Genomic DNA, 19,850 nt, shown 5'->3' with positions numbered 1-19,850 from the left:
CCGGATTTCTCCCGGATAGCTAAGGTTGATCTCGGGTGGTCCACTACAGCGATGGCTGCGCTCGGACGCCCCGCCGTCGCGTATCGCGGGACCTATCAAGTCCGCATCGCCGGGTCCGGACTCTGATGGTTTCGATCAACACCAACGTCAATCAGTTGAGTGCTCTCCAACTGCTCCGCGCCAATGGCGAGCAGTCGCGGGAGATCGAAACCCGCTTGGCGACGGGCCTGAAGATCGCTTCGGCCAAGGACAACGGCGCGACATGGGGCATGGCCGTCCAGGCCAAGTCGACCGAGGGCGCCTACGAGGTGCTCGACGACGCGCGCGACCACGCCATCAGCCTGGTCGATGTCACCCTGTCGGCGACCGACGCCGTCTCCGATCTCGTGGACAGGATGAACGCCTTGGCCCTGGCGGCCATGGACAGCTCGCTGCCAGACACGGCCCGCGCGTCCCTGAACAACGACTATCAGGCGCTCAAGCGCCAGATCGACCGGGTTGTCGGGTCGGCGAGTTTCGACGGAACCAATCTGCTCGACAGCAACGGCTCCAACTTTCTCGACTATGGGCCGGGCGTCTTCGAGAAGAACGTCAACGCCCCCGCCGTTTCCTGGGGCTCGCCCGCGCGCACCGGCCCAGAGCCGCTCGCGGGCGAACCGCTGAACCTTCATTTCGGCTTCACCGGCCTGGGCCAGCCAGAGCGGATCGAAGGGACGGTCAGCTACAAGCTTCGCTACGTCGACGGTGGTTCAACTATCGACGTGGACCTTGCCGCCCACGTGATCCCGACCTCGCCGGAGGTCTTCGTCGGCCCCGGGCGGCCGATGTACGACGCCGCTGAAACCGCGACCATGCCAGCGATCCCCGCGACGGCGACCAATGTCGAGATCTACGCCGAATATAGAGCAACCTATCCCTGGCCCGACGGGGATCCCGTCCTCGATATCTCCGACAACGGCCCGCCCTCCGGCGCCCTGGGCGCGAGCGGCGTACCGCATCTGTTGGCCAAGTGGAACGAGCGCGATTGGCGAGCCGCGCCCGCGACCGCCAGCGCCCACGCCCTGGGCTACGGATCCCTGAAGGCGATCGACGCGAACAACCCCGCCGTGGCGATTAGCGGCGGCACCGAGCCCGGTTCGGTGGTGTCGGGCACGCTGCGGTTGGACGACCTTGATCGCGGCATCGACGACCTCGGGGCGAGCGCGACGGTCGAATATCAGGTGTTCGACCTCTCGCAGCAACAGTGGGTGACGAAGGCGACCGCTGCGGCCACGCCAAAGCCCTTCGGTCCCGCGACCTCGCCGCTCGACTTGAGCTACAGCCTGACCATCCCCAACCCGGCGCCGAACGTCGACTTCTCGCAGGCTCGGGTGATCGCCCATGTGGAAACGCGACACGAGGGCCAGGCGACGACCGCCAACACGACATCGAACGCGCCCAATTCCTACGCCAGCGCGTCATGGGTTTACGTTTGGCCAAGAAACTACAGCTTCATGGAGGCGGTCTCAGCGGGCGGGGACGTCACAGGCTACCACCTCGTGAACAGTTCGGTGCCGGGCGAAACCTTCGACGCCGATACGCAGTTCGTGCTGCGCTGGAGCGATGGCGCCTCCTGGCAAGAGCTCTCCCTGGGCCAGCGAAGCCTCCGAAACGCGGAAGCCGGCAAGACGCAGTGGGAGTCGTTCAATCTGGGCCTCCCCAACATCCCGGACCCGGTCACACAGGCCCAGATCGTCGCGCGAACCGCTCTCACTCATGATCCCAATGGAGCGGCCACCACCGAGACCCACGAGGTCAAGCTTGTCGATTGGGATAGCGCGACCGCCAAGACCTTTACCCAGAGCATCGTGCTGGGAAGCTTCGACAACCTCGTTCCAGCGGCCGCCAAGGATCCGCGTCGACTCGAAGTCGTCAGCAAGATCGAAACGCTGGACGGCATCAGCGGCCAGAGCACGCCAATCCGCGAAAAGGATACCCGCACCGTGGGCCTGCGCGGCCTGGTGCTGGAAGACACCGCCATCGACACCGTGGAGGCTGCCACCGACGCCCTGCGCTATGTGAGGTTCGCTCAGACGCGTGTCGACGCCCAGGCGCGCTACTACGCCGAACGCTCCAACGCCTTTGCTTCTTTGAAGGGGATCGAGAACAAGGTCGCCGATCAGGTGCGGATCGGACGCGGCCAACTGGTCGACGCCGACATGGCCAAGGAGGCCGCTCGCCTTGAGGCCGCCAAGATCAAACAGACCCTGATCACCCAGGCGCTTTCGATCGCCAACCGCTTTCCCTCGATGATCTTGAGCCTGTTTCGATAGCGTTGACGCAGCGGACCGCAAATCTGTGCACGCGATTAGATTGCGGAAGACTTCGCTACGGATCGAGACTGCTAAACGCGCGCGTCGCCCCCCGTCTCGGTAAGGAAGCCACATATCCAGTCTAAAAAGCTGGGCGGGGTTACGCACGCCGAGAGGAGGCCGGTCCGAGCCTCGCACGCTGAGTTGCGCTCAGCGCCCGCGCCTCTCCTGGCGCGGGACATTATTCGCAGCCATTCTCATGGGGCAAACTGCGCGCTGGCGTTCCAGATTGACGAAAACTCTTCGTTACTGGCGGTTTTCCCTTTAAGCCCCCATCGCAACAACGCCCTATCAGAGGCGAAAAGACTAAGGTGTGGGGATTTAAGTCTTGGCTGCGATCTATCCTGTAATCCTATGTGGCGGTTCGGGCACGCGTCTGTGGCCCGCCTCTCGAAGCGACCAACCCAAACAGTTCCTGAAGCTGGTCGGCGACCGCTCCTCGTTCCAGGAGACGGTGTTGCGGGTGAGGGACATCCCCGGCGTCGCCGAGGTGGTGGTCGTCACGGGCGAGGCCATGGTCGGCTTCGTCGCCGAACAGACCGCCGAGATCGGCGCCTGGACGACGATCCTCGTCGAGCCCGAGGCGCGCGACTCCGCGCCGGCCGTCGCGGCCGCCGCCGCCTACGTCGAGCGCCAAGACCCGGATGGCGTCGTGCTGATGCTGGCGGCCGATCACCACATTTCCGAGCCGGAGATCTTTCAACGGGCGGCGCTCGCCGCCGCGCGCGCGGCCGAGGAAGGCCTGATCGTCACGTTCGGCGTGCAGCCGACGGTTCCGGCCACCGGCTTCGGCTACATCCGCCCGGGCGCGGCCCTGTTGGACGGCTCGGTCCGAGAGGTCGCCGCGTTCGTCGAGAAGCCGGACCAGGCGACCGCCGAGCGTTATCTGCTCGAGGGCTACCTTTGGAACAGCGGCAACTTCGCCTTCAAGGCGGCGACCCTGATGGGCGAGTTCGAGGCGTTCGAACCGACCGTCGCGGCCGCGGCCAAGGCTTGCGCCGAAACCCTGAATCTCGAGGCGGGCCTCGGCCGGCTCGATCGTGAAGCCTTCGCCCAGGCCAAGAAGATCTCGCTGGATTACGCGGTCATGGAGCGCACCCAGAAGGCCGCCGTCGTGCCCGCCGCCTTCGCCTGGTCGGATCTCGGTGCCTGGGACGCGATCTGGGAAGCCTCGCCCCGCGATGGCGAGGGCAATGCGCGCGCCGGCGACGTCGATCTGCACGGGGCGACGGGCGTGCTGGTCCGCTCGACGGGGCCCTATGTCGGCGTCATCGGGGTCAGCGACATTGTCGTCGTGGCCGAGCCGGACGCGGTGCTGGTCTGCCATCGCAAGGACAGCCAGGCCGTCAAGACGCTGGTCGACGGCCTGAAGGCTAAGGGGCGCTCGATCGCCTCGCGCCGTAGCGCCTCGCCCAACGGAACCGAGACCCTGGTCTCCACCGACGGCTTCGACGTCGAGCTGCGCCGCGCCTCGGCCGGCGAGACCTTTGCTCTGCCAATCTCGACGGTGCAGTTGCTCGAAGGCGTTCTCGAGATGGACGGCGACGTCTACGCCGCCGGCGCCGTCATTCCTCTGGAGGACCAGGTTCGCGCCCGCGCCATCGGGGCGGCGACGATCTTACTCACAAAACTCCGCACGCGCGTCACAATCTGCGCGTCTTGATGCTGTCGGCGAGGCAAGCCTCCGCCAAACGGTCAGTCCAAGGACACTAGCCAAGACACGCGCGCGCCACATTAGAGGCGATTTCGAAGTTGCGGCTTCGCGACCGCTCCTGTATCGAACGCCCTCCCCCGCCGACGTATTGCGTCGACACCCGGATGGCCCGGTGGCGGAGTGGTGACGCAGCGGACTGCAAATCCGTGCACGCCGGTTCGATTCCGGCCCGGGCCTCCACCGCCATTACGCGATAGCTAGCCAAAATCACGGTTCCGAAGGCTCCCTCCTCGGTCGCCGGCGCCCTAGCGCGCGATCAGCGCATTCGTGCGCCGACGAACAAGAACGGTTCGCGCGCCCCCTTAGCTAGCTTCAAAGCCGCTTTCGGGCCGGCCTTTTATCCTGTGGGACTAACGCCCCAGCCGCGGCATCGACCGCCCGCGTTAGCCAACTCGCGCGGCAATGATGACAATGAGTAGACAGCTTATAAGTAGTAATCTACACTGATGACGATAGGTAGCGCCACGAGACCAAAGTCTGATGTTCGATAACAATTCACCAGCAAGCGCCGGACCGGATGACGCCGGACAAACGGGCGACCGCGAGACTGGCGATCGATGTCGTGGCGGCCCGGCGCACCGGGATAGGCGCTTGGCCAAGCCCGCCCTTTCGGCGTTTTCGGAACTTTTTCGACGATCGATACTAGCCCACGGCGAGACAGCCTATCGCTTGCACAGGGCGTTGAGGGCGGCGGGTTACCAGGTGCCCTGCACTAGCCTCTATGGCTGGCGACGAGGAGATCAGTACCCACGCGACGTGGAGAGTCTTCGAGCTCTGGCCTTCATCGAAAAGCGCTATGGCCTTCGCCGGAACGCGCTCAAGGACCAACTACCAAACCCCAACCGGGCTTCCGTCGGCTTTCGGCATGTCGATCTAACCCGGGCCGAGCGCCGCTGCGTGGCCTGGCACTTGCCCGACGACTTCAATGATCGCTCCCCGGCCGCGCAAGCGGAGATCATCGCTTGGCTTCGGCGGAACGTCATGACCGGCGCCACGCCGTTTCGAGACTATCATCGCCAGGCCCGCAAGCACCGGTTCGCGTTGATCTTCCCCGAGGCGGCGGCCGAGATCGCCTCCGTTCCCGACCCGAGCGAGACAAAGGGCCGGCGCCGCCGACAGATCGGCCAAGCCGCGCCTCTGGAACTCGATCGCGAGATGCGCGAACTCGTGTGCTTCAAGATGGCCAAGATCACACCGATGGGATTTTGCCGACGCGGATTTTGGAAGCCGCCCACGGCGCATCAGATCCTAAACTATGTCGGCCTCCTCTACGGCGCCCTCTCCGCCGAGGCCGAGGGCCCGATCAAGGGGGCCGGCGCTCCGCGCGAGACCCTCAGTGTCGCGCTTCTGGCCATTCCTGGGGTGTGGCGCTGGTACATCGAATGGCGCCACCGCCGACGCGGCTTCTACACGCGGTGGGAAATGCACATGCTGGAGTTCGCCGCCTCCCTGCTCAAACCGGGAACGGGCTGGCTCTCACAGTCGCCGGCCTTGGCCAACCGCTTAAGACCGATCGCGGGCGTGGTGTCGATGGAGGAAGTCGCGCGCGCTCAGCGCGATTGGACAGGTGCCTGCCAAGAGACCTTTCAGCAGGTCCGCACCTGGAGCAAGGATGTCGTCCGGGTCGCGCGCGTGCATCGCGATCCCTTCCTCGCCATTCTTCCGGTCCTGGAGGCGCCGCGCCCCGTCGCCGTCTACAGCCGCATCGGCGACGAAATCCTCAAGCGCATGCCCGATCCGGTGGTCGATCCGGTAGCCGCCGCCGAGGCGTCCAGGGCCTTTCTGATGCTTAGGATCGCCCTGCACACAGGTCTTCGCCAAAAGAACCTGCGGCAACTGAGGGTTGGCCCGATCGGCGCGCCGCCGACTCCGATGGCGACGCTGGAGGCGCTTCAATGCGGCGAACTTTTCTTCGACCCGCTTGACGCGGGCTGGATCGTCGCCCTCCCCGCCGCGGCGTTCAAGAACGCGACCTCATCCTATTTCGCGAACAGCCCCTATCGCTTGCGGCTCCCCGATCACGGCGACCTTTACCGGCAAATCACTGCCTATCTCGCCATACATCGCCCGGTCCTGTTGGGCGACCTTGAGGACCCGAAAACCTTCTTTGTGAAATTCGCCCGCTCGGCGGAGACTGGATCCGCTCGCTACCGTTCATCGGATTTCTATGTCGCTTGGCGCCAGATAATCGAGCGCTACGGGATTTATAATCCGTTCACCGGCCGCGGAGCGATCGAGGGCCTCCTGCCTCATGGCCCTCACAACGTCCGCGATGTCCTGGCCACTCACATCATCAAGCGCACGGGATCCTACGAGCAGGCCGGCTTCGCCATCCAGGACAAGCCCGAGACCCTCGCCCGCCACTACGCGCGCTTTCTGCCGCACGACAAGGCGGAGATCGCTGCCCGCATCCTCGACGAGGTATGGGAGGGGAGCGATTGACGTCGTTCTAGGCTTAGCTAGGCGATCGCCAGGATTGCACCTGCACACCCGCGAAATAACGTAGGCGGCAAACCACAGAACCGCCATGCTTAGATGACTTAATCATAATCGCCCCATAGCCGCTAATGCGGATCCATCATTCACATCACAGATCGCGATCGCCCATAAAAAACGATTGCGCGTTAATCACGGACCAGTCGAAACGTTAGTGCGCCATGTCAGTATCTCGCCGGACAATATTACGTTTAGTCGCGGCTAGCTCGGCCACCTCGGCGCTAGGCCAATTAGGCCTTTCAAGCGCCCTTGCAGCGGACACGGGCGGCTACCGCGCCATGGTCGGAATTTTCCTCTTTGGGGGCAATGACGCCTGGAACATGGTCGTTCCCAATGACGGCCGCTACGCCGACTATGCCAAGCAGCGCGGATCGAGCATCGCTCTGGCTCAGAGCAGTCTCATGCCCTTAGCAGGCACTACCTTCGCTCTGCATGCGGCGATGGCTCCCCTGAAAACCGCATGGGACGAAGGCGCGCTGAGCGTCGTCCTAAACACCGGGCCCCTTGTGACCCCGCTTACGAAGGCCCTATACACCAACCGCCCGGACTTGCGGCCCGTGAACCTGATGTCGCACGAGGACCAGCAGAACCAGTGGCAAGGCCTACGCCCTCGCGCCACGAGTCGAGATGGCTTCATGGGTCGCATAAACGACCAGGCCAAGGCCACCAGACTTCCCTCTCTGATCTCGGTCGCCGGTTCGCAGCTGGCCCTGATCGGGGATCGCTCCGCCCCCCTGATCTTGCCTTCATCAGGCCCGATGGTGCGCTATGGCTACGACCCGTCCAGCCATGACGCGGGAATAAAAGCAAGGCAAGCTGCGATTGCGACCTTTGCCGACGTGTCGTCGTATGGCGCGATCACAAGCCTCACGAGCAGGGCCGTAAGCTCGGCCTATGCCCAAGCCGTAGAAGCCAACAACATTATCGGCTCAACAGACTCGGCAGTGGACAAGCATTTTGTTCACCCGACGACCGGAGCGCCCCTTAACACCGACATAGCTCACCAGCTTATGCGCGTAGCACGCATGATCGAGGCGCATTCTGCATTGGCGCACGCCAAGCAGACCTTCTTCGTCAGCCAAACTGGGTACGACACTCACACAAATCAAATAAACACTGAAAATGAACTTTATACCGATCTAGCGAACGCACTATCTGGATTCTACAATGCTATAAAATTTCTGAGATTAAGAGATAGCGTCACCGCCTTTACCATGTCGGACTTCGGTCGGGTATTTAAGGGCAACGCCAACGGCGGCACTGATCATGGCTGGGGATCCAATCATCTCGTGCTTGGCGGCTCACTCCAGGGGGGCAGGATCCACGGCCGCTACCCCGACACGACCTTCGGCGGCCCCGAAGACGCCTCGAGCGACGGCCGCTGGATACCCTCCATCGCCGCCGAGGAATATATTGGCGCAATAGCCAAGTGGTACGGCGTCAGCGCCGCGGACCTTCCCTACGTCTTCCCCAACTGGTCGACCTGGAACGGTGGCGGACGCGGCCCTGTCCCCCTCTTTAAGGCCACATGATCGCTCCACCGCATCCATCGCCCCTCCCGGAAACAGCATGCGTATCCTTCTCCTAGCCTCCGGTATCGCGTTGAGCGGAGCCATCTCGGCTGGCGCGACCGAGCACGCCCGCCCTTCGCCCCAAGGTGCCCCCCCCACGATCAGTAGTATCCAGGCGGCGCGCCTTGCAAAGCAGGCCACCTTCGGGCCCACACCAGATTTGATCAGAGAAATTGTATCTTCAGGAAGCGCTGAAAGTTGGATAGAGAGTCAATTTGAATACAAAAATAGTAAATATAGCGACCTGGCCAGATACCCAGTAGCCGCGAATTATTGCGACGGAAAATCAGGGACAGACCGCACCGCGTGCTGGAACATGTATTCGAGCTCGCTTCCAGTAGCGATGAGATTCTATTCAAACGCGATAGAAAATAAGGATCAACTTCGCCAGCGCGTCGCCTTTGCGCTCTCCCAGATATTGGTCACATCAGACCAGGGCGTTCATTCAAGCGCGGGGCTAGCGGCATACAACCAGATTCTTCTGGATAATGCCTTCGGCAACTACCGAGACATTCTTTTAGACGTCACCCTTAATCCGTACATGGGCGACTACTTGAATGTATCGGACAGCACAAAAACATCCCCGAATGAAAACTACGCCAGGGAAATTGCGCAGTTGTTCACAATGGGAACTATTAAACTCGATCCCCAAGGCGGCCCCCTTTTGGACGATAAAGGCGATACAATCGCAAACTATGGCCCGACGGACATCAGAGAAATGGCGCGCGCTTTAACGGGCTGGACGCCTGCGCGACTGGATAACGCCCCAATTTCGAACTGGGCTAAGCGCGATTATACGCGCCCGATGATTAAAGTTGCTGACCGCTTCGACACTGGCGAAAAGTCGTTTCTTGGAAAGACAATTCCGGCCGGAGCCTCGCAAGAAGACAATATACGAGCTCTCATAGACGCGACGTTCTACAATCCAAGCACCCCGCCGTTTATATCGAAGCGCCTCATTCAGCAGCTGGTCACGTCCAACCCTTCAAAAGAATACGTCGGACGAGTCTCGGCCGTCTTCTCCGATAACGGCTCAGGCGTTCGAGGCGACCTCAAGGCCGTGGTCCGCGCCATTTTGCTCGACGAAGAAGCAAGAAATGTCCGCCCGACCGGAGGCAAGGTCAAAGAGCCCATACTCTACATGACCAGCATCGCGCGCGCGATCGACATGAAGGGGGACGGCTTAGCCCTCTATTATCGGGAAAATGCCTTGGGGCAGCCCGCGTTTCGCGCGCCATCGGTGTTCAATTTCTATTCCGCCAGCTTCCCACTCGCTCAATCGAGGGGCTTGGTCAGCCCGCCCTCGCAGCTGATGAACACCTCCACGCTCATAGCGAGGCACAATCTCGCGATCGACTGGACACTCGGCAGCAGCCTCAAGCGCAGCGAGTTTCAGAAGCAAGCGACCATTCCCGGATCCACCGGGACGAAGATCGACTGGTCGACGTGGAGCAGCGCCGCCGCGGACACCAGAAAGTTGGTAGACCGCGTGGACCTTGTACTTCTCAACGGCGCGATGACCCCCGCCCAACGGACGGCGCTCTCCAAGGCCATCAACGCCACGAAGCGGCCAGACCCAGCCATCCAGAGGCGCCTGCGCGCCCAGACCGCGCTCTATATCGTCTTCACTTCACCGATGTTCCAGGTGGACCGATAGACAGCCATCCCCCTGCGCCGCTCGTTAAGGCGACGCCGGGATGTTCGCGCGCCGGACACAGATCCGGTAGATCAGCGCCCCCCAGCCAAGATTGAGGACAATCGTGCCGGCGATGAAAATCGCGAGGCAAAATTGGAATGAGGCGCCGAGCAGGCCCAGGCTCAGGGAACCCAGACGCCAAGCCAGACCGGCCAATTCAACGATGGACTGCATTTTTGCGATGCGCAGCACGGGTACGAGACCCGTCAACGGCGCATTGCCGATGACCAGCCCACCCCAGACCGCGGCGCCGGCGAGCAGAAAATAGGTATCGGCATAAGCCGGGAAGAATTCCAGGAACCTTTGCCGAACCAAGCCCGCTAGGACGAACCCGACAAGCCCAGCCGCCAGGAAGCCTACGGAGAACCGCCGGAGCCCCCTCAGCTTGTCTGCCGTGAGATTGCTCTCGGTCGGGATGGACGCATATGTGGATCGCCGGATGGGATCGGCTAGCAATTGGGCAGGCGTCAACACGAGCCTGAAGATGAGGTAGATGACCCCCGCCTCCTTCAGGCCAAAGACCGAGGAAACGACAATGGGCGCGATATAGACGGACGCCATGTTCACCATGACAGGGAACGTATTGTCCCAGAGGAGATCTCGCCCCCGGCCAGAAAGGGCCCGGAAGACGACCCGGATGCGCTTCAGGCCGTAAAAACTGATCTTCGGCAGAAAAAACAGGAAGATGCAGTTGGACAGGCACAGCCCCAGTAGCAGGGCGAGCCGGGCCTCCAGGAAGGTATGCAGCGTTATCGGCGCCGCCACCCCGACAATGGCGCGGACGAACTGCAGCGTGAAAACCGCGCGAGTGTCGCGACGCCCCACCTTCTCCGCCCAGGTGATGTTGGAGCAATTCGCCAGAAAGAGGTTCAGCGCGGTGAATCCCACGATGCTGACCGGCGTCTGGGCGAAGGCGACCAGCAACAGGCCCAAAAGCGCCCCGACACCGGCGACGAGCGCGGCCCAGCAATGGACCGTCGCAACCAGCCCGCGGTGCAGATGGTGGCCGAAGCGCTCGAAGGCCAGGTCCAAGCGGAACTGCACGAGCGGCGACAAGATCATCGTGGCGGAGACAACGACCCCAAGGGCCCCCATCTCGGCGACACCAAATATCGCCGCGAGCACCATCGTTCCCGCGAAGGTCACCCCTGCGGAAAGAACGTTGCTAAGCGCCAGATTGAAGCCCAGGCGATGATGGGCGGACGCTGCCGGAAGCTTAACCACCCTGAACCAAGGCCCTGCTCTCGAGAAGTCGCCGGCGCAACCGCTGACCTAGCGCAATCGCCGGCTTCTCAACTGCACGATAGCCCAACTCGGACACGACAAAGGTGCCGACGAGCACAACCGCAATGAAGATCACAAACTGCGCGACCCCGCCTCCGTGTGGCAGCGTTTTAGCCGCGACGTGCAAGACGATCGGGTGAAAGAGATAAATCCCGTAGCTCACGACTCCCACCGACACCAAGATACGAGACGACAAGAGGGGAGCTAATTTGCGCCGGAATAGGAAAATCAACAGCCCTAGCGATGTAGATATCAACACGGACGCCGGCGAGAGAAGCTTGTTGAAATCCCCTTGTAGGCGCAACCAGGTGTAGGCAGCCATCGCGATCGCGATAGCCGCAACTATAATAATTGAATATCGCCCTCTGTACTTTTCCATCTCATCCATTCGTATGAACATGCCAGCAAACATGATCATCAAATACGAGGCGAAAGTCGAAAGATTGTACATCGCTCCACCAGGAGACCTGGAGAACAGAAATACGGGCAAAGTCAGAGACACGATTACGGCAGAAAATATTACAACAAACAATACGGGCTGGTGCTTTTTATTCAACCGCACCAAAAACGCTCCCGCACAGATCGCATAAAACAAGAGCTCGACGAAAAGGGTCCAATAAGGCTCCAGCACGTTACGAGCGCCCAGCGCTAGCTGGAACATGGACAAGTTCAAAACAGCGTCGCGGGCACTTGCAGGCTCTCTGACAGGAATAAAATAGAAAACGGCGACAGCTAGCCCTAGCGAACACCAATAAAGCGGATAAAGCCGGAAAAACCTGCTCACCCAGAACGCACTCATGCCATTAGCGCCGTCCCTCAAGGTGAACGGTATCAGGTAGCCACTAATAAGAAAAAAGATGATTACGCCGAGGCGGCCCAGATTAAGATAGTTCTGCAGAACAAAGCTCAATGGATCCGCAGGGGCCGATTCAATTATCGGGAAGAACTCCAGGACGTGTTGAATTACCACGAGCAGAACGGCGACGCCGCGCAGCCCGTCTAGAACCTCGATACGCTTATCCATGCCCCAACCTTATCAGGCAGCTGTTCGGTAGCGTGCGCTCTGGCCGGCCAGCCACCGCATGCCAAACTCAATAAGCAGCGCTAGAATCGCATATCGCGGCAGTCCAAGACCGACGGCCTGGTGAATGGCACCCTGGTTGAGCATCGCAAGCACGCCAGACATATAGACAGCCCACAGCGCCACTCGCAAAAGCGAGCCACTGAATATCGCACTCACCAAGAAAAGCACAAAGCCGCTGTAAAGAAATGATGAGAGAATAAGATAAAATACTAGCCCACTAACGCCAAAAATATCTAGAAATAACGCCTCACTCACCTGCGTAAATTGAACCGCACCCTGCATGAGCGCGATCGAATTTGAGATATTCGAGGGCGAGTATTTATAGATGAAATAGAACGCGCCCATTTGGCGCTGGAAGAAAATCTGGTCCGCCCCGAACGATGTCATCGTATGGAGCAGGTCGGAAAAGTAACGATCATCAAACTTGAACAGTTTGATGTCCTGAAGATTGACGATGTACCACAACTGGGACTGCTGAGCCATTCGCCCAAACACGCGCTCGGAGGTCGCTGCTAAATTCATCCGCCCGTAGTCGGAATAGATGAAGAACACCAGAAACAGCGACAGTACGGACACCGACAGCGCGATCGGCGCGAAGCGAGCGATCAGCTTGCCTAGCGACTTGGCATTGAACAACAGGACGGGGATCGCGGACGTAAAGGTAATAAGCAGGAGCTGGTTGAATTTTTCGCCGAACAATATGTAGAAAAACACAAGAACGACATATGAAGCTATCAGCAAAAACCGAGCTTCTTTGGCTCGAACAGATATGACCGCCATGCCGAACATCAGCGCTGTAATAAGCTTGAAGTTCAGTACAAACACGTAAAGCGCGTTACCGCTCATCATACGGTAAAGAAAGCGGTCAGTGCGCGTGATCAGCGGGAACCCATTCAAAGCGCCATACGCGAACAGAATGAGTACTTGGATCGCGATAAGAGCCAACACCACGCCGATCGCGATCGGGCTCAAAGAAAGCTTCAGATCTAACTTCGAGTAGAAATTGTCGTACGAACGCTTGAAGAATTTCTGCCCGAGAAACTCGATGAAGGTCACGATCAGCCCAAAGAACATGATCGTCATGAGCAAGTAGGACGGGCAAGCCGAACTCTCTTCGCCCACCCGCCCAATTTCTGGGATCTTGGCCCCGGACGAGATAATTACCAAGGAAGCGAAGCTTGAAATCCTATACATGAGAATGGGGAGCAAGAGAACAAAGCTCAACTTGCTGGTCTGATAAACCCAACCCACTAATAGCGCGAACAGGGCGCAACAAAACAAGTCAATCACAATGCTGGGCGCAACAAGCGACACCACAAACGCGGCCAACGATAATGCTGAAAGGCCAAAGAAGCCCAACATCTGCACATGCTGCCTCACAGCTCCCGCCAAGCCGCGAGTAGAACCGTGCTGATATACCGCGTCACCCATCGTCTAAATCAGCTCACCTAGCAACCTTTGCGCCCGCTCCCGCATCTGACCAACTCGGTCGTTCAGAACGAATTCGGAGCTCAGGAACGGCACCTTGCGCGACGCGACGATCATCGCAATCGCCGCCGCCTCCTTCAATCGCCGATCTTTCTCGTACTGAGCGCCTTTAATCTTGGTGAGATCGACCAACTTCCTCGCCAGACGCTCTTTGGCGTCCGACGCCAGCTTCGCGACAAGCCCGCCAGAGCGGCTGGGCGTCGCTTGGGCGGCGCCCAGGCCGTAACGTCCGTTGAAAGTGGCCACGAGCTCTTTCTGCAGATCGTCTTCCGCGATCTCGGAGCCATTTCGCACCGAGCTCGAAAACGTTTCATGGCTTTCGATCCTGTGCGCGGCCGCCCTGCGCTGATCCCAAAGTCCGCTCGGCGGAATGTACTCTGGTCGATAGGTAAGGCCGACCGAAGCGCACCAGTCCGTCCACTTGAAGTCATTGACCTCAGGCGTCGTCCTCAGCGGAATCCATGGAACGCGGTAGGCATCCGCCAGGATGGCCCCGTGCATTGACTCCGTCAGAACCAGGCTCGCGTTCACGATCGCGCTCATGACCTTTTCGAGCGGCTGCATCGGTGACACGTAGCTGACGCCCGCCATCTGGCAGACCTCGGCCCATTCACCCTGAAGCGCGCTCTTCCAGTGCGGAATGAAAACCACTCCCGTGCGCGGGCCCGACAAGTCAGAGGGCGGAAGGTACTGCGGCAATAGCATGGCGCCATCCGTGACAGCCGCCTCCGCTGGAAGCTCCAGCACCTTGGCTGTCAGCGGCCCGCGCACGAACATGAAACGCCAAGAGCCGCCGGCGAGATCACGCGGCACGGCGCCATAGCCCGCGCCCGACCCCATGACGTACCGCCGGCTTGCGGCCGGCACCTTATCACTGATAATCGTGCCCGTACCGATAAGCAGATAGTCCTCTGCACGCTCGAAGAACTGGGGAACAACCCTGGGCCACAACCAAATATTCAGATCATCCCCAAAGTTCAAGAAGCGCGCTCGGGAATAGAAAATGCCGCTCACAACTCAAACTCCAGGCGAATTGGACGAAGCAACCGAATTGTACACTTCGTAATAAGACGAAACCATGCCCTCGATACTAACTTTTTTGGAAAAGTCTCGAACCAGATCATCGCCCAGCTCGAAACTTCTACCCCGGATAAAATCAAGCAAGAGGCTTGTCAATGTTTCGGGAGCTTCGGCGTCAAATATAAGGTCAGGATAGATGTCCGAAAGTATCTCGGGTATAGCGCCCCGATTACTGCCAATAACCGGTATTCCTGCCCGAACACCTTCGATCACAGTCAACCCAAAGGGCTCGTCCCACAGCGAAGGCACAATCAAAACATCAACTTCGTCAAGGAACTGCTGGCTGTCCCTCCAGCCGACGAACTCGATCGGCAACCCTTCGGCCGCCTCACGAAAATCCTTATCGCTGACAGGAGCCTTGCCAGCGATCTTGAGCGACCAGCCGCTCGTCGGCAGCGCCCTGCAGGCCTCAATCAAAAATCCGACCCCCTTCTCCGGCACAAGGCGGCCAATAAAGCCGAAGGTCAAAGGACGCCCGGCCCGCGGCCCTCGAAGCCCGCCCGACGCATCATGCTCAGGCGAGCCATTCCAGATGACGGAGGTTCTGCTCAGTTCGCGCTCACCCAGCGCGTGGTGCTCCAGGTGCTTGTCTATGACCTTTTGCGAGATCGAGACGAAACGATCCACGGCATTCAAGGGCAGCCTTTTGAGGTAAGCGTGAACTTTGCAGTCGCTATGGATACGCTCGCAGTTCCCACCTTTGAACAAGGTGGCCCGTCCGCATAAAAGATCATAGTCATGAAGCGTGTGAACAACGCGGGCGCCAGCGCTTTTAGCTGCAGGCCAGATAAAAGTTGATATGTCAGGCAAAGAATGAGTGTGGACGATACCGGGCTCGATAGACTTTATGATGCTCGATATTTTTTGCACCGCTAAGCCATTTATTGGGATTTGAATTTTATTCAACTTTCGGACAAGGGCGGGGCTGGCGGCATGGTCGCCGATGTCGACCAAGTAAGGCGGGCGGATCGGATAGATCGCGACCGAACCTTCCGCATATGGCTCCCTCTCGTCCGGCGAGAGATGAAGGATAGAAACAGAGTGGCCGTCTTGAGCTTGTCGTTGCGCCAGGTTGGTTACAACGACTTCGGCCCCGCCCACGGCATAGGGCCGAAACGCGCTGGTGATGTGAACGATATTCATCCCTTAGGCCCCGAATATGGCGATTTGGGATGCTGGCTAGACGCGATAGCCGCGCCCCCCTCGATCTCGCGAGATAGAATATTCAGCAGGCCGTCGACGACGCCGCTCCAGGTGAACTTCAAGCTTTGCTGAAGACCCGCCTCAATCATCGACTGCCGGTCATAAGCACCATCAGCGATTTCCGTCATGATTTTCGCCAGGCTCGCGGGATCATGCGGGTCGAAATATAGCGCAGCTTCGCCACATACCTCTCTACAGGGAGCGATATTGGACGCCGCGACCGGACAGCCGAGCGTCATAGCCTCGAGCGGGGGTATCCCAAATCCTTCGTACAGGCTGGGAAATATGAGGGCCAAAGCCCTTTGAGCTAGACCCGCGATTTCCTCGTCCGTGAGCCGGCCGGGATATACGAACCGATCCGAGGCAATTCGCGCGTCGGAGCGGAACACGGCGCTATCCTTGCCGCCGACAACCACCACCAGCCAGTCATCATCCGGCCTGAGAGCGACCGCTTCGCGAACGAGCGATATGTTTTTACTCTTGTTCTCAGACCCGATGATAAGGAAGAAGCGCTTGTCGCCCAACGACATTCTGTCAATCGCGTCGAAGCTCGGCTGCTTTTCGCGGAAATGATCAGCGCTATTCCCAAGCACGGAAATATGGTCTGCGCGAACATTGAGAAAATGAGACAGCTCCTGTCGGGAAAACTCCGAAACCGTTGCGAGCTTAGCGGTTCGCGAGAGCGCATGCCCGATTAGCTTATGGAAGCTCCTATACTTCCAGCCATAGGAACCAGGCATCCTAAAGACGGCCGCGTCATGCACGACAGCCAAATGGCGCTTCCGGAACAGCGGCCCGGCATTGCACAGGCTGACAAGAGCCGCCCCCCTGTCGTACCAAGCCAACGGCCCCTGCTCCCAAAAATGGCCACTCCCCCAAGGGAGCTCTTTTACTGAGAGAGCCGAGTAATCGAGCTTCGAAGCCTCGCCGGAAGGAACGACAACCTCGAAGTTCACGCCTTTCAGGGCGTCCGGTAGGTCGTCTTGGAGAACGCGTTGATCCAATGCACGCAGGACCTCGCGCCCAAACCGCTGGACGCCAGTTACCTTCTTGCCTAGGAAGCGGCCGTTTATAAGAACCTTATTCATGTGGGCAGAAATATCCGCTCAATAATTCACGGGAATTAATTCCCTTCCACGACCCTTGCGGTCTCTTCGACCGTCTTCACTAGCGAAAGGTTCGAATACACGAACGCTTTTGCGGCTTCCCCAAGCCTGTCGCGCAGATCGCGGTTTTCGATAATCGTCGAGAGCGCTTGAGCAAGCGCCACCTCGTCGGAAGGCGGCACAACGAGCGCGTTGACGTTGTTTTGCGCCACGTCTGTGACGCCCGTAGGAAGATCGCTCGCGACGACCGGTACTCCCATCGCCATCGCTTCCACTTGAGATATGCCGAACGCCTCAGTAGTTTCGGTAGAGGGGAAAGCAAATACATCTAGAACTGATAACAACTCGATCTTCTTCTGATGATCGATCTTGCCCAGGAAATGGACGCGCTCCTCGATCCCGAGCTCACGCGCAAGGCTTTCAGCTTCAGCCCGCTTGGGGCCGTCGCCCGCGACAACGAAATGAACGCCAGGCATGCGAGCTGCCGAACGCATAAGAACGTCGAGCCCCTTATAGCGCGCGTGACGCCCGACAAACCCGACCAAAGGGGCATTACCAGAGAGAGAAGAACGCCAGTTCGCTGCGCGCGCCCGCGCAATCTCGTCGAGCTGATAATGCTCAAGGTCGATACCTAGCGGCACCACGCGAAAATTCACCGGAACCGGAATATCTTTCGATATCTCCGCATTCTTCATCGAGGTGACAATCACAGCGTCAGATCGGCGCAGGTTGTCCTTGTAAAAGAACATCCCAATCCGTCTAAATATAGGCCTTCCAAACACATCCATGTGGTGCGTAATAACAAACCTACCCCGCTTGCCGAAAATCTTGTGCTTCAGAAAAACAGCCATTGAAGCGACGAAGTTCGGGGAGTGAAGATGCAAAACATCTTCCTTGGAAAATATTATCCTGAAAACAGCACTTATACTTATAGGCTGAGACTTTATGGTGGCTATAGTGGCACAACGCCGAACATCAACGCCATTTATAATCACCGCCTCGGCCCCAACGCCATGGTCAAAAGCGATAACTCTTACGTCGTGCTTGGCCGCCATATTATCACAAACTGACTTTGTGATTGCCTCGATACCCCCCTCAAAAGGAAAGTAGTACTTTCCAATTGTGGTGATCTTTAACGACATCACCGCGCCCCCTCGACTCAGAACTTTAAGCGAACAAAAATTCATCATAAACTGCTCAATGAAAGCAGGTTACGATCAGATCTCCTGATTGTACTTACCGACCCGGTCGCCCAGGCGCGGCTTGACCTCTTGGCGGAAGAGGGCGCGCATGTCGTCCTCGGACTGGGTGCTTTCGACCACCACGACGATCTCGGGCTTGTTCGACGAGGCGCGGACCAGCACCCACGAGCCATCCTCCAGGTGCACCCGCACGCCGTTGACCGTGATCACCTCGGTGATCTTGCGGCCCAGGATCGAGCCGCCGGCGGCGAACAGGTCCTCGTATTCCTTCACCACGTCGGCGACGACGCCGTACTTCTTCTCGTCGTCGCAGTGGGGGCTCATGGTCAGCGAGGTGAAGGCCACCGGCAGCGCCTTCTTCAGCTCGCTGAGCTTCTTGCCGGGGTTGCGGTCCAGCATCGACAGGATGGCGGCGGCGGCGACCAGGCCGTCGTCATAGCCGCGGCCCAGCTCGCCGTTCATGAAGAAGTGGCCGCTCTTCTCGAAGCCGGCCAGGGCGCCCAGCTCGGCGCTCTTGCGCTTGATGTAGCTGTGGCCGGTCTTCCAGTAGAGCGTCGTGCAGCCATGCTTGGCCAGGATCTCGTCGGTGGCGTAGAGGCCGGTCGACTTGACGTCGACCACGAAGGTCGCGCCCGGATGCAGCGGCGCGAGGTCGCGGGCCAGCATCAGGCCGATCTTATCGGCGAAGATCTCCTCGCCCTCGTCGTCGACCACGCCGCAGCGGTCGCCGTCGCCGTCGAAGCCGAGCGCGATATCCGCGCCGTGCTCACGGACGGCTTTCGCCATCTCGTGCAGCATCTCGTGGTCTTCCGGGTTCGGATTGTACTTGGGGAAGGTGTAGTCGAGGTCGGTGTCCATCGGGATCACCTCGGCCACGCCCATCTTCTTCAGGGCCTCGACCACGAAGGCGCCAGCCGTGCCGTTGCCGCAGGCGGCGATCACCTTCAGCGGGCGCTTCAGGCTGGCGCGCTTGGCGACGTCGTCGATATAGCGCTGGGCCTCGCCCTGCACGCGGACCAGCTTGCCGCCGTCGCGCTCGACGAACTTGGCGTTCAGCACGATGTCTTTCAGCCGACCCATCTCGTCGGGGCCGAAGGTCAGCGGCTTTTGCGCGCCCATCTTCACGCCGGTCCAGCCGTTCTCGTTATGGCTGGCCGTGACCATGGCCACGCACGGAATGTCGAGGTCGAACTGGGCGAAATAGGCCGTGGGCGAGAGCGCCAGGCCGATATCGTGCACCTCGCAGCCGGCGCTGATCAAACCCAGGATCAGGGCGTTCTTGATCGACGACGAGTACGAGCGGAAGTCGTGGCCGACCACGATCTTCGATTGGCCCAGCTCGTGGATATAGGTCCCTAGGCCCAGGCCAAGCGCTTGAATGCCCAAGAGGTTGATCTCGGGCCCGAACAGCCAGCGCGCGTCGTACTCGCGAAAGCCCGTCGCCTTGACCAGCGACTCGTTTTCATAGGCGGCGGTATTGGGAACGAGATCGGCGCGCGGCGCGGAGAACATCAAGAAGCTCGCTTCAGTTGGAAAGACGCGCGGAAAGCGAGCCGGGACGGCCGCCCCGGCTCA

The 19,850-nt window shown here is 59.7% G+C and carries 13 protein-coding genes and 1 tRNA gene; 6 read left to right on the top strand and 8 right to left on the bottom strand.

Annotated features, from left to right (window positions below; genetic code table 11):
• The first annotated feature begins 125 nt into the window (after positions 1–125).
• The 6 genes from E1H18_RS14295 (at position 126) to E1H18_RS14270 (ending at position 9,789) form a co-directional block, all read left to right on the top strand.
• Positions 126–2,312: a flagellin gene (locus E1H18_RS14295; protein WP_172269497.1), complete on the top strand. Its 2,187-nt coding sequence runs from the start codon at positions 126–128 to the stop codon at positions 2,310–2,312.
• A gap of 367 nt (positions 2,313–2,679) precedes the next feature.
• The gene (locus tag E1H18_RS14290; protein ID WP_172269495.1) at positions 2,680–4,014 is read left to right on the top strand and encodes a mannose-1-phosphate guanylyltransferase/mannose-6-phosphate isomerase; all 1,335 of its coding nucleotides are present in this window, start codon (positions 2,680–2,682) and stop codon (positions 4,012–4,014) included.
• Positions 4,015–4,171: 157 nt separating this feature from the next.
• Positions 4,172–4,245: transfer RNA gene (locus tag E1H18_RS14285), tRNA-Cys, on the top strand.
• 411 nt (positions 4,246–4,656) lie between these two features.
• Positions 4,657–6,507: a hypothetical protein gene (locus E1H18_RS26775; RefSeq protein WP_172269493.1), complete on the top strand. Its 1,851-nt coding sequence runs from the start codon at positions 4,657–4,659 to the stop codon at positions 6,505–6,507.
• A gap of 332 nt (positions 6,508–6,839) precedes the next feature.
• Entirely contained in the window at positions 6,840–8,093 is a 1,254-nt protein-coding gene (locus tag E1H18_RS14275; RefSeq protein ID WP_172269491.1) for a DUF1501 domain-containing protein, read from the top strand.
• 37 nt (positions 8,094–8,130) lie between these two features.
• Complete coding sequence (locus E1H18_RS14270) at positions 8,131–9,789, top strand: DUF1800 family protein (protein ID WP_172269489.1); 1,659 nt, start codon at positions 8,131–8,133, stop codon at positions 9,787–9,789.
• Positions 9,790–9,813: 24 nt separating this feature from the next.
• On the opposite strand, the gene E1H18_RS14265 is transcribed toward E1H18_RS14270, so the two are convergent.
• The 8 genes from E1H18_RS14265 to E1H18_RS14230 all read right to left on the bottom strand — a co-directional run bounded on the left by E1H18_RS14265 (position 9,814) and on the right by E1H18_RS14230 (position 19,787).
• Positions 9,814–11,052, bottom strand: coding sequence for a hypothetical protein (locus tag E1H18_RS14265; RefSeq protein WP_172269487.1), 1,239 nt, complete (start codon positions 11,050–11,052; stop codon positions 9,814–9,816).
• On the bottom strand, positions 11,045–12,136 hold the full coding sequence (locus E1H18_RS14260; protein ID WP_172269485.1) for an acyltransferase: 1,092 nt from the start codon (positions 12,134–12,136) through the stop codon (positions 11,045–11,047). The genes E1H18_RS14265 and E1H18_RS14260 overlap by 8 nt, the downstream gene beginning before the upstream one ends.
• A 12-nt stretch (positions 12,137–12,148) precedes the next feature.
• Positions 12,149–13,627 (bottom strand): DUF6418 domain-containing protein, encoded by a 1,479-nt coding sequence (locus tag E1H18_RS14255; RefSeq protein WP_172269483.1) that lies wholly within the window; start codon positions 13,625–13,627, stop codon positions 12,149–12,151.
• 3 nt (positions 13,628–13,630) lie between these two features.
• Positions 13,631–14,698, bottom strand: coding sequence for a polysaccharide pyruvyl transferase family protein (locus tag E1H18_RS27320; RefSeq protein WP_172269481.1), 1,068 nt, complete (start codon positions 14,696–14,698; stop codon positions 13,631–13,633).
• A gap of 3 nt (positions 14,699–14,701) precedes the next feature.
• The gene (locus tag E1H18_RS14245) at positions 14,702–15,907 is read right to left on the bottom strand and encodes a glycosyltransferase family 4 protein (protein ID WP_172269479.1); all 1,206 of its coding nucleotides are present in this window, start codon (positions 15,905–15,907) and stop codon (positions 14,702–14,704) included.
• The gene (locus tag E1H18_RS14240) at positions 15,904–17,055 is read right to left on the bottom strand and encodes a glycosyltransferase family 1 protein (protein ID WP_172269477.1); all 1,152 of its coding nucleotides are present in this window, start codon (positions 17,053–17,055) and stop codon (positions 15,904–15,906) included. The genes E1H18_RS14245 and E1H18_RS14240 overlap by 4 nt, the downstream gene beginning before the upstream one ends.
• A 35-nt stretch (positions 17,056–17,090) precedes the next feature.
• Positions 17,091–18,215, bottom strand: coding sequence for a glycosyltransferase (locus E1H18_RS14235; protein ID WP_172269475.1), 1,125 nt, complete (start codon positions 18,213–18,215; stop codon positions 17,091–17,093).
• Positions 18,216–18,290: 75 nt separating this feature from the next.
• Complete coding sequence (locus E1H18_RS14230; RefSeq protein ID WP_172269473.1) at positions 18,291–19,787, bottom strand: phosphomannomutase/phosphoglucomutase; 1,497 nt, start codon at positions 19,785–19,787, stop codon at positions 18,291–18,293.
• Positions 19,788–19,850: the final 63 nt, after the last annotated feature.

Origin of the sequence: Caulobacter sp. RHG1 (genome assembly GCF_013181195.1) — a bacterium.
Lineage (GTDB): Bacteria > Pseudomonadota > Alphaproteobacteria > Caulobacterales > Caulobacteraceae > Caulobacter.
The sequence above is the reverse complement of the archived record's forward strand: the minus strand, read 5'-3'. Positions and strand labels throughout refer to the sequence as shown.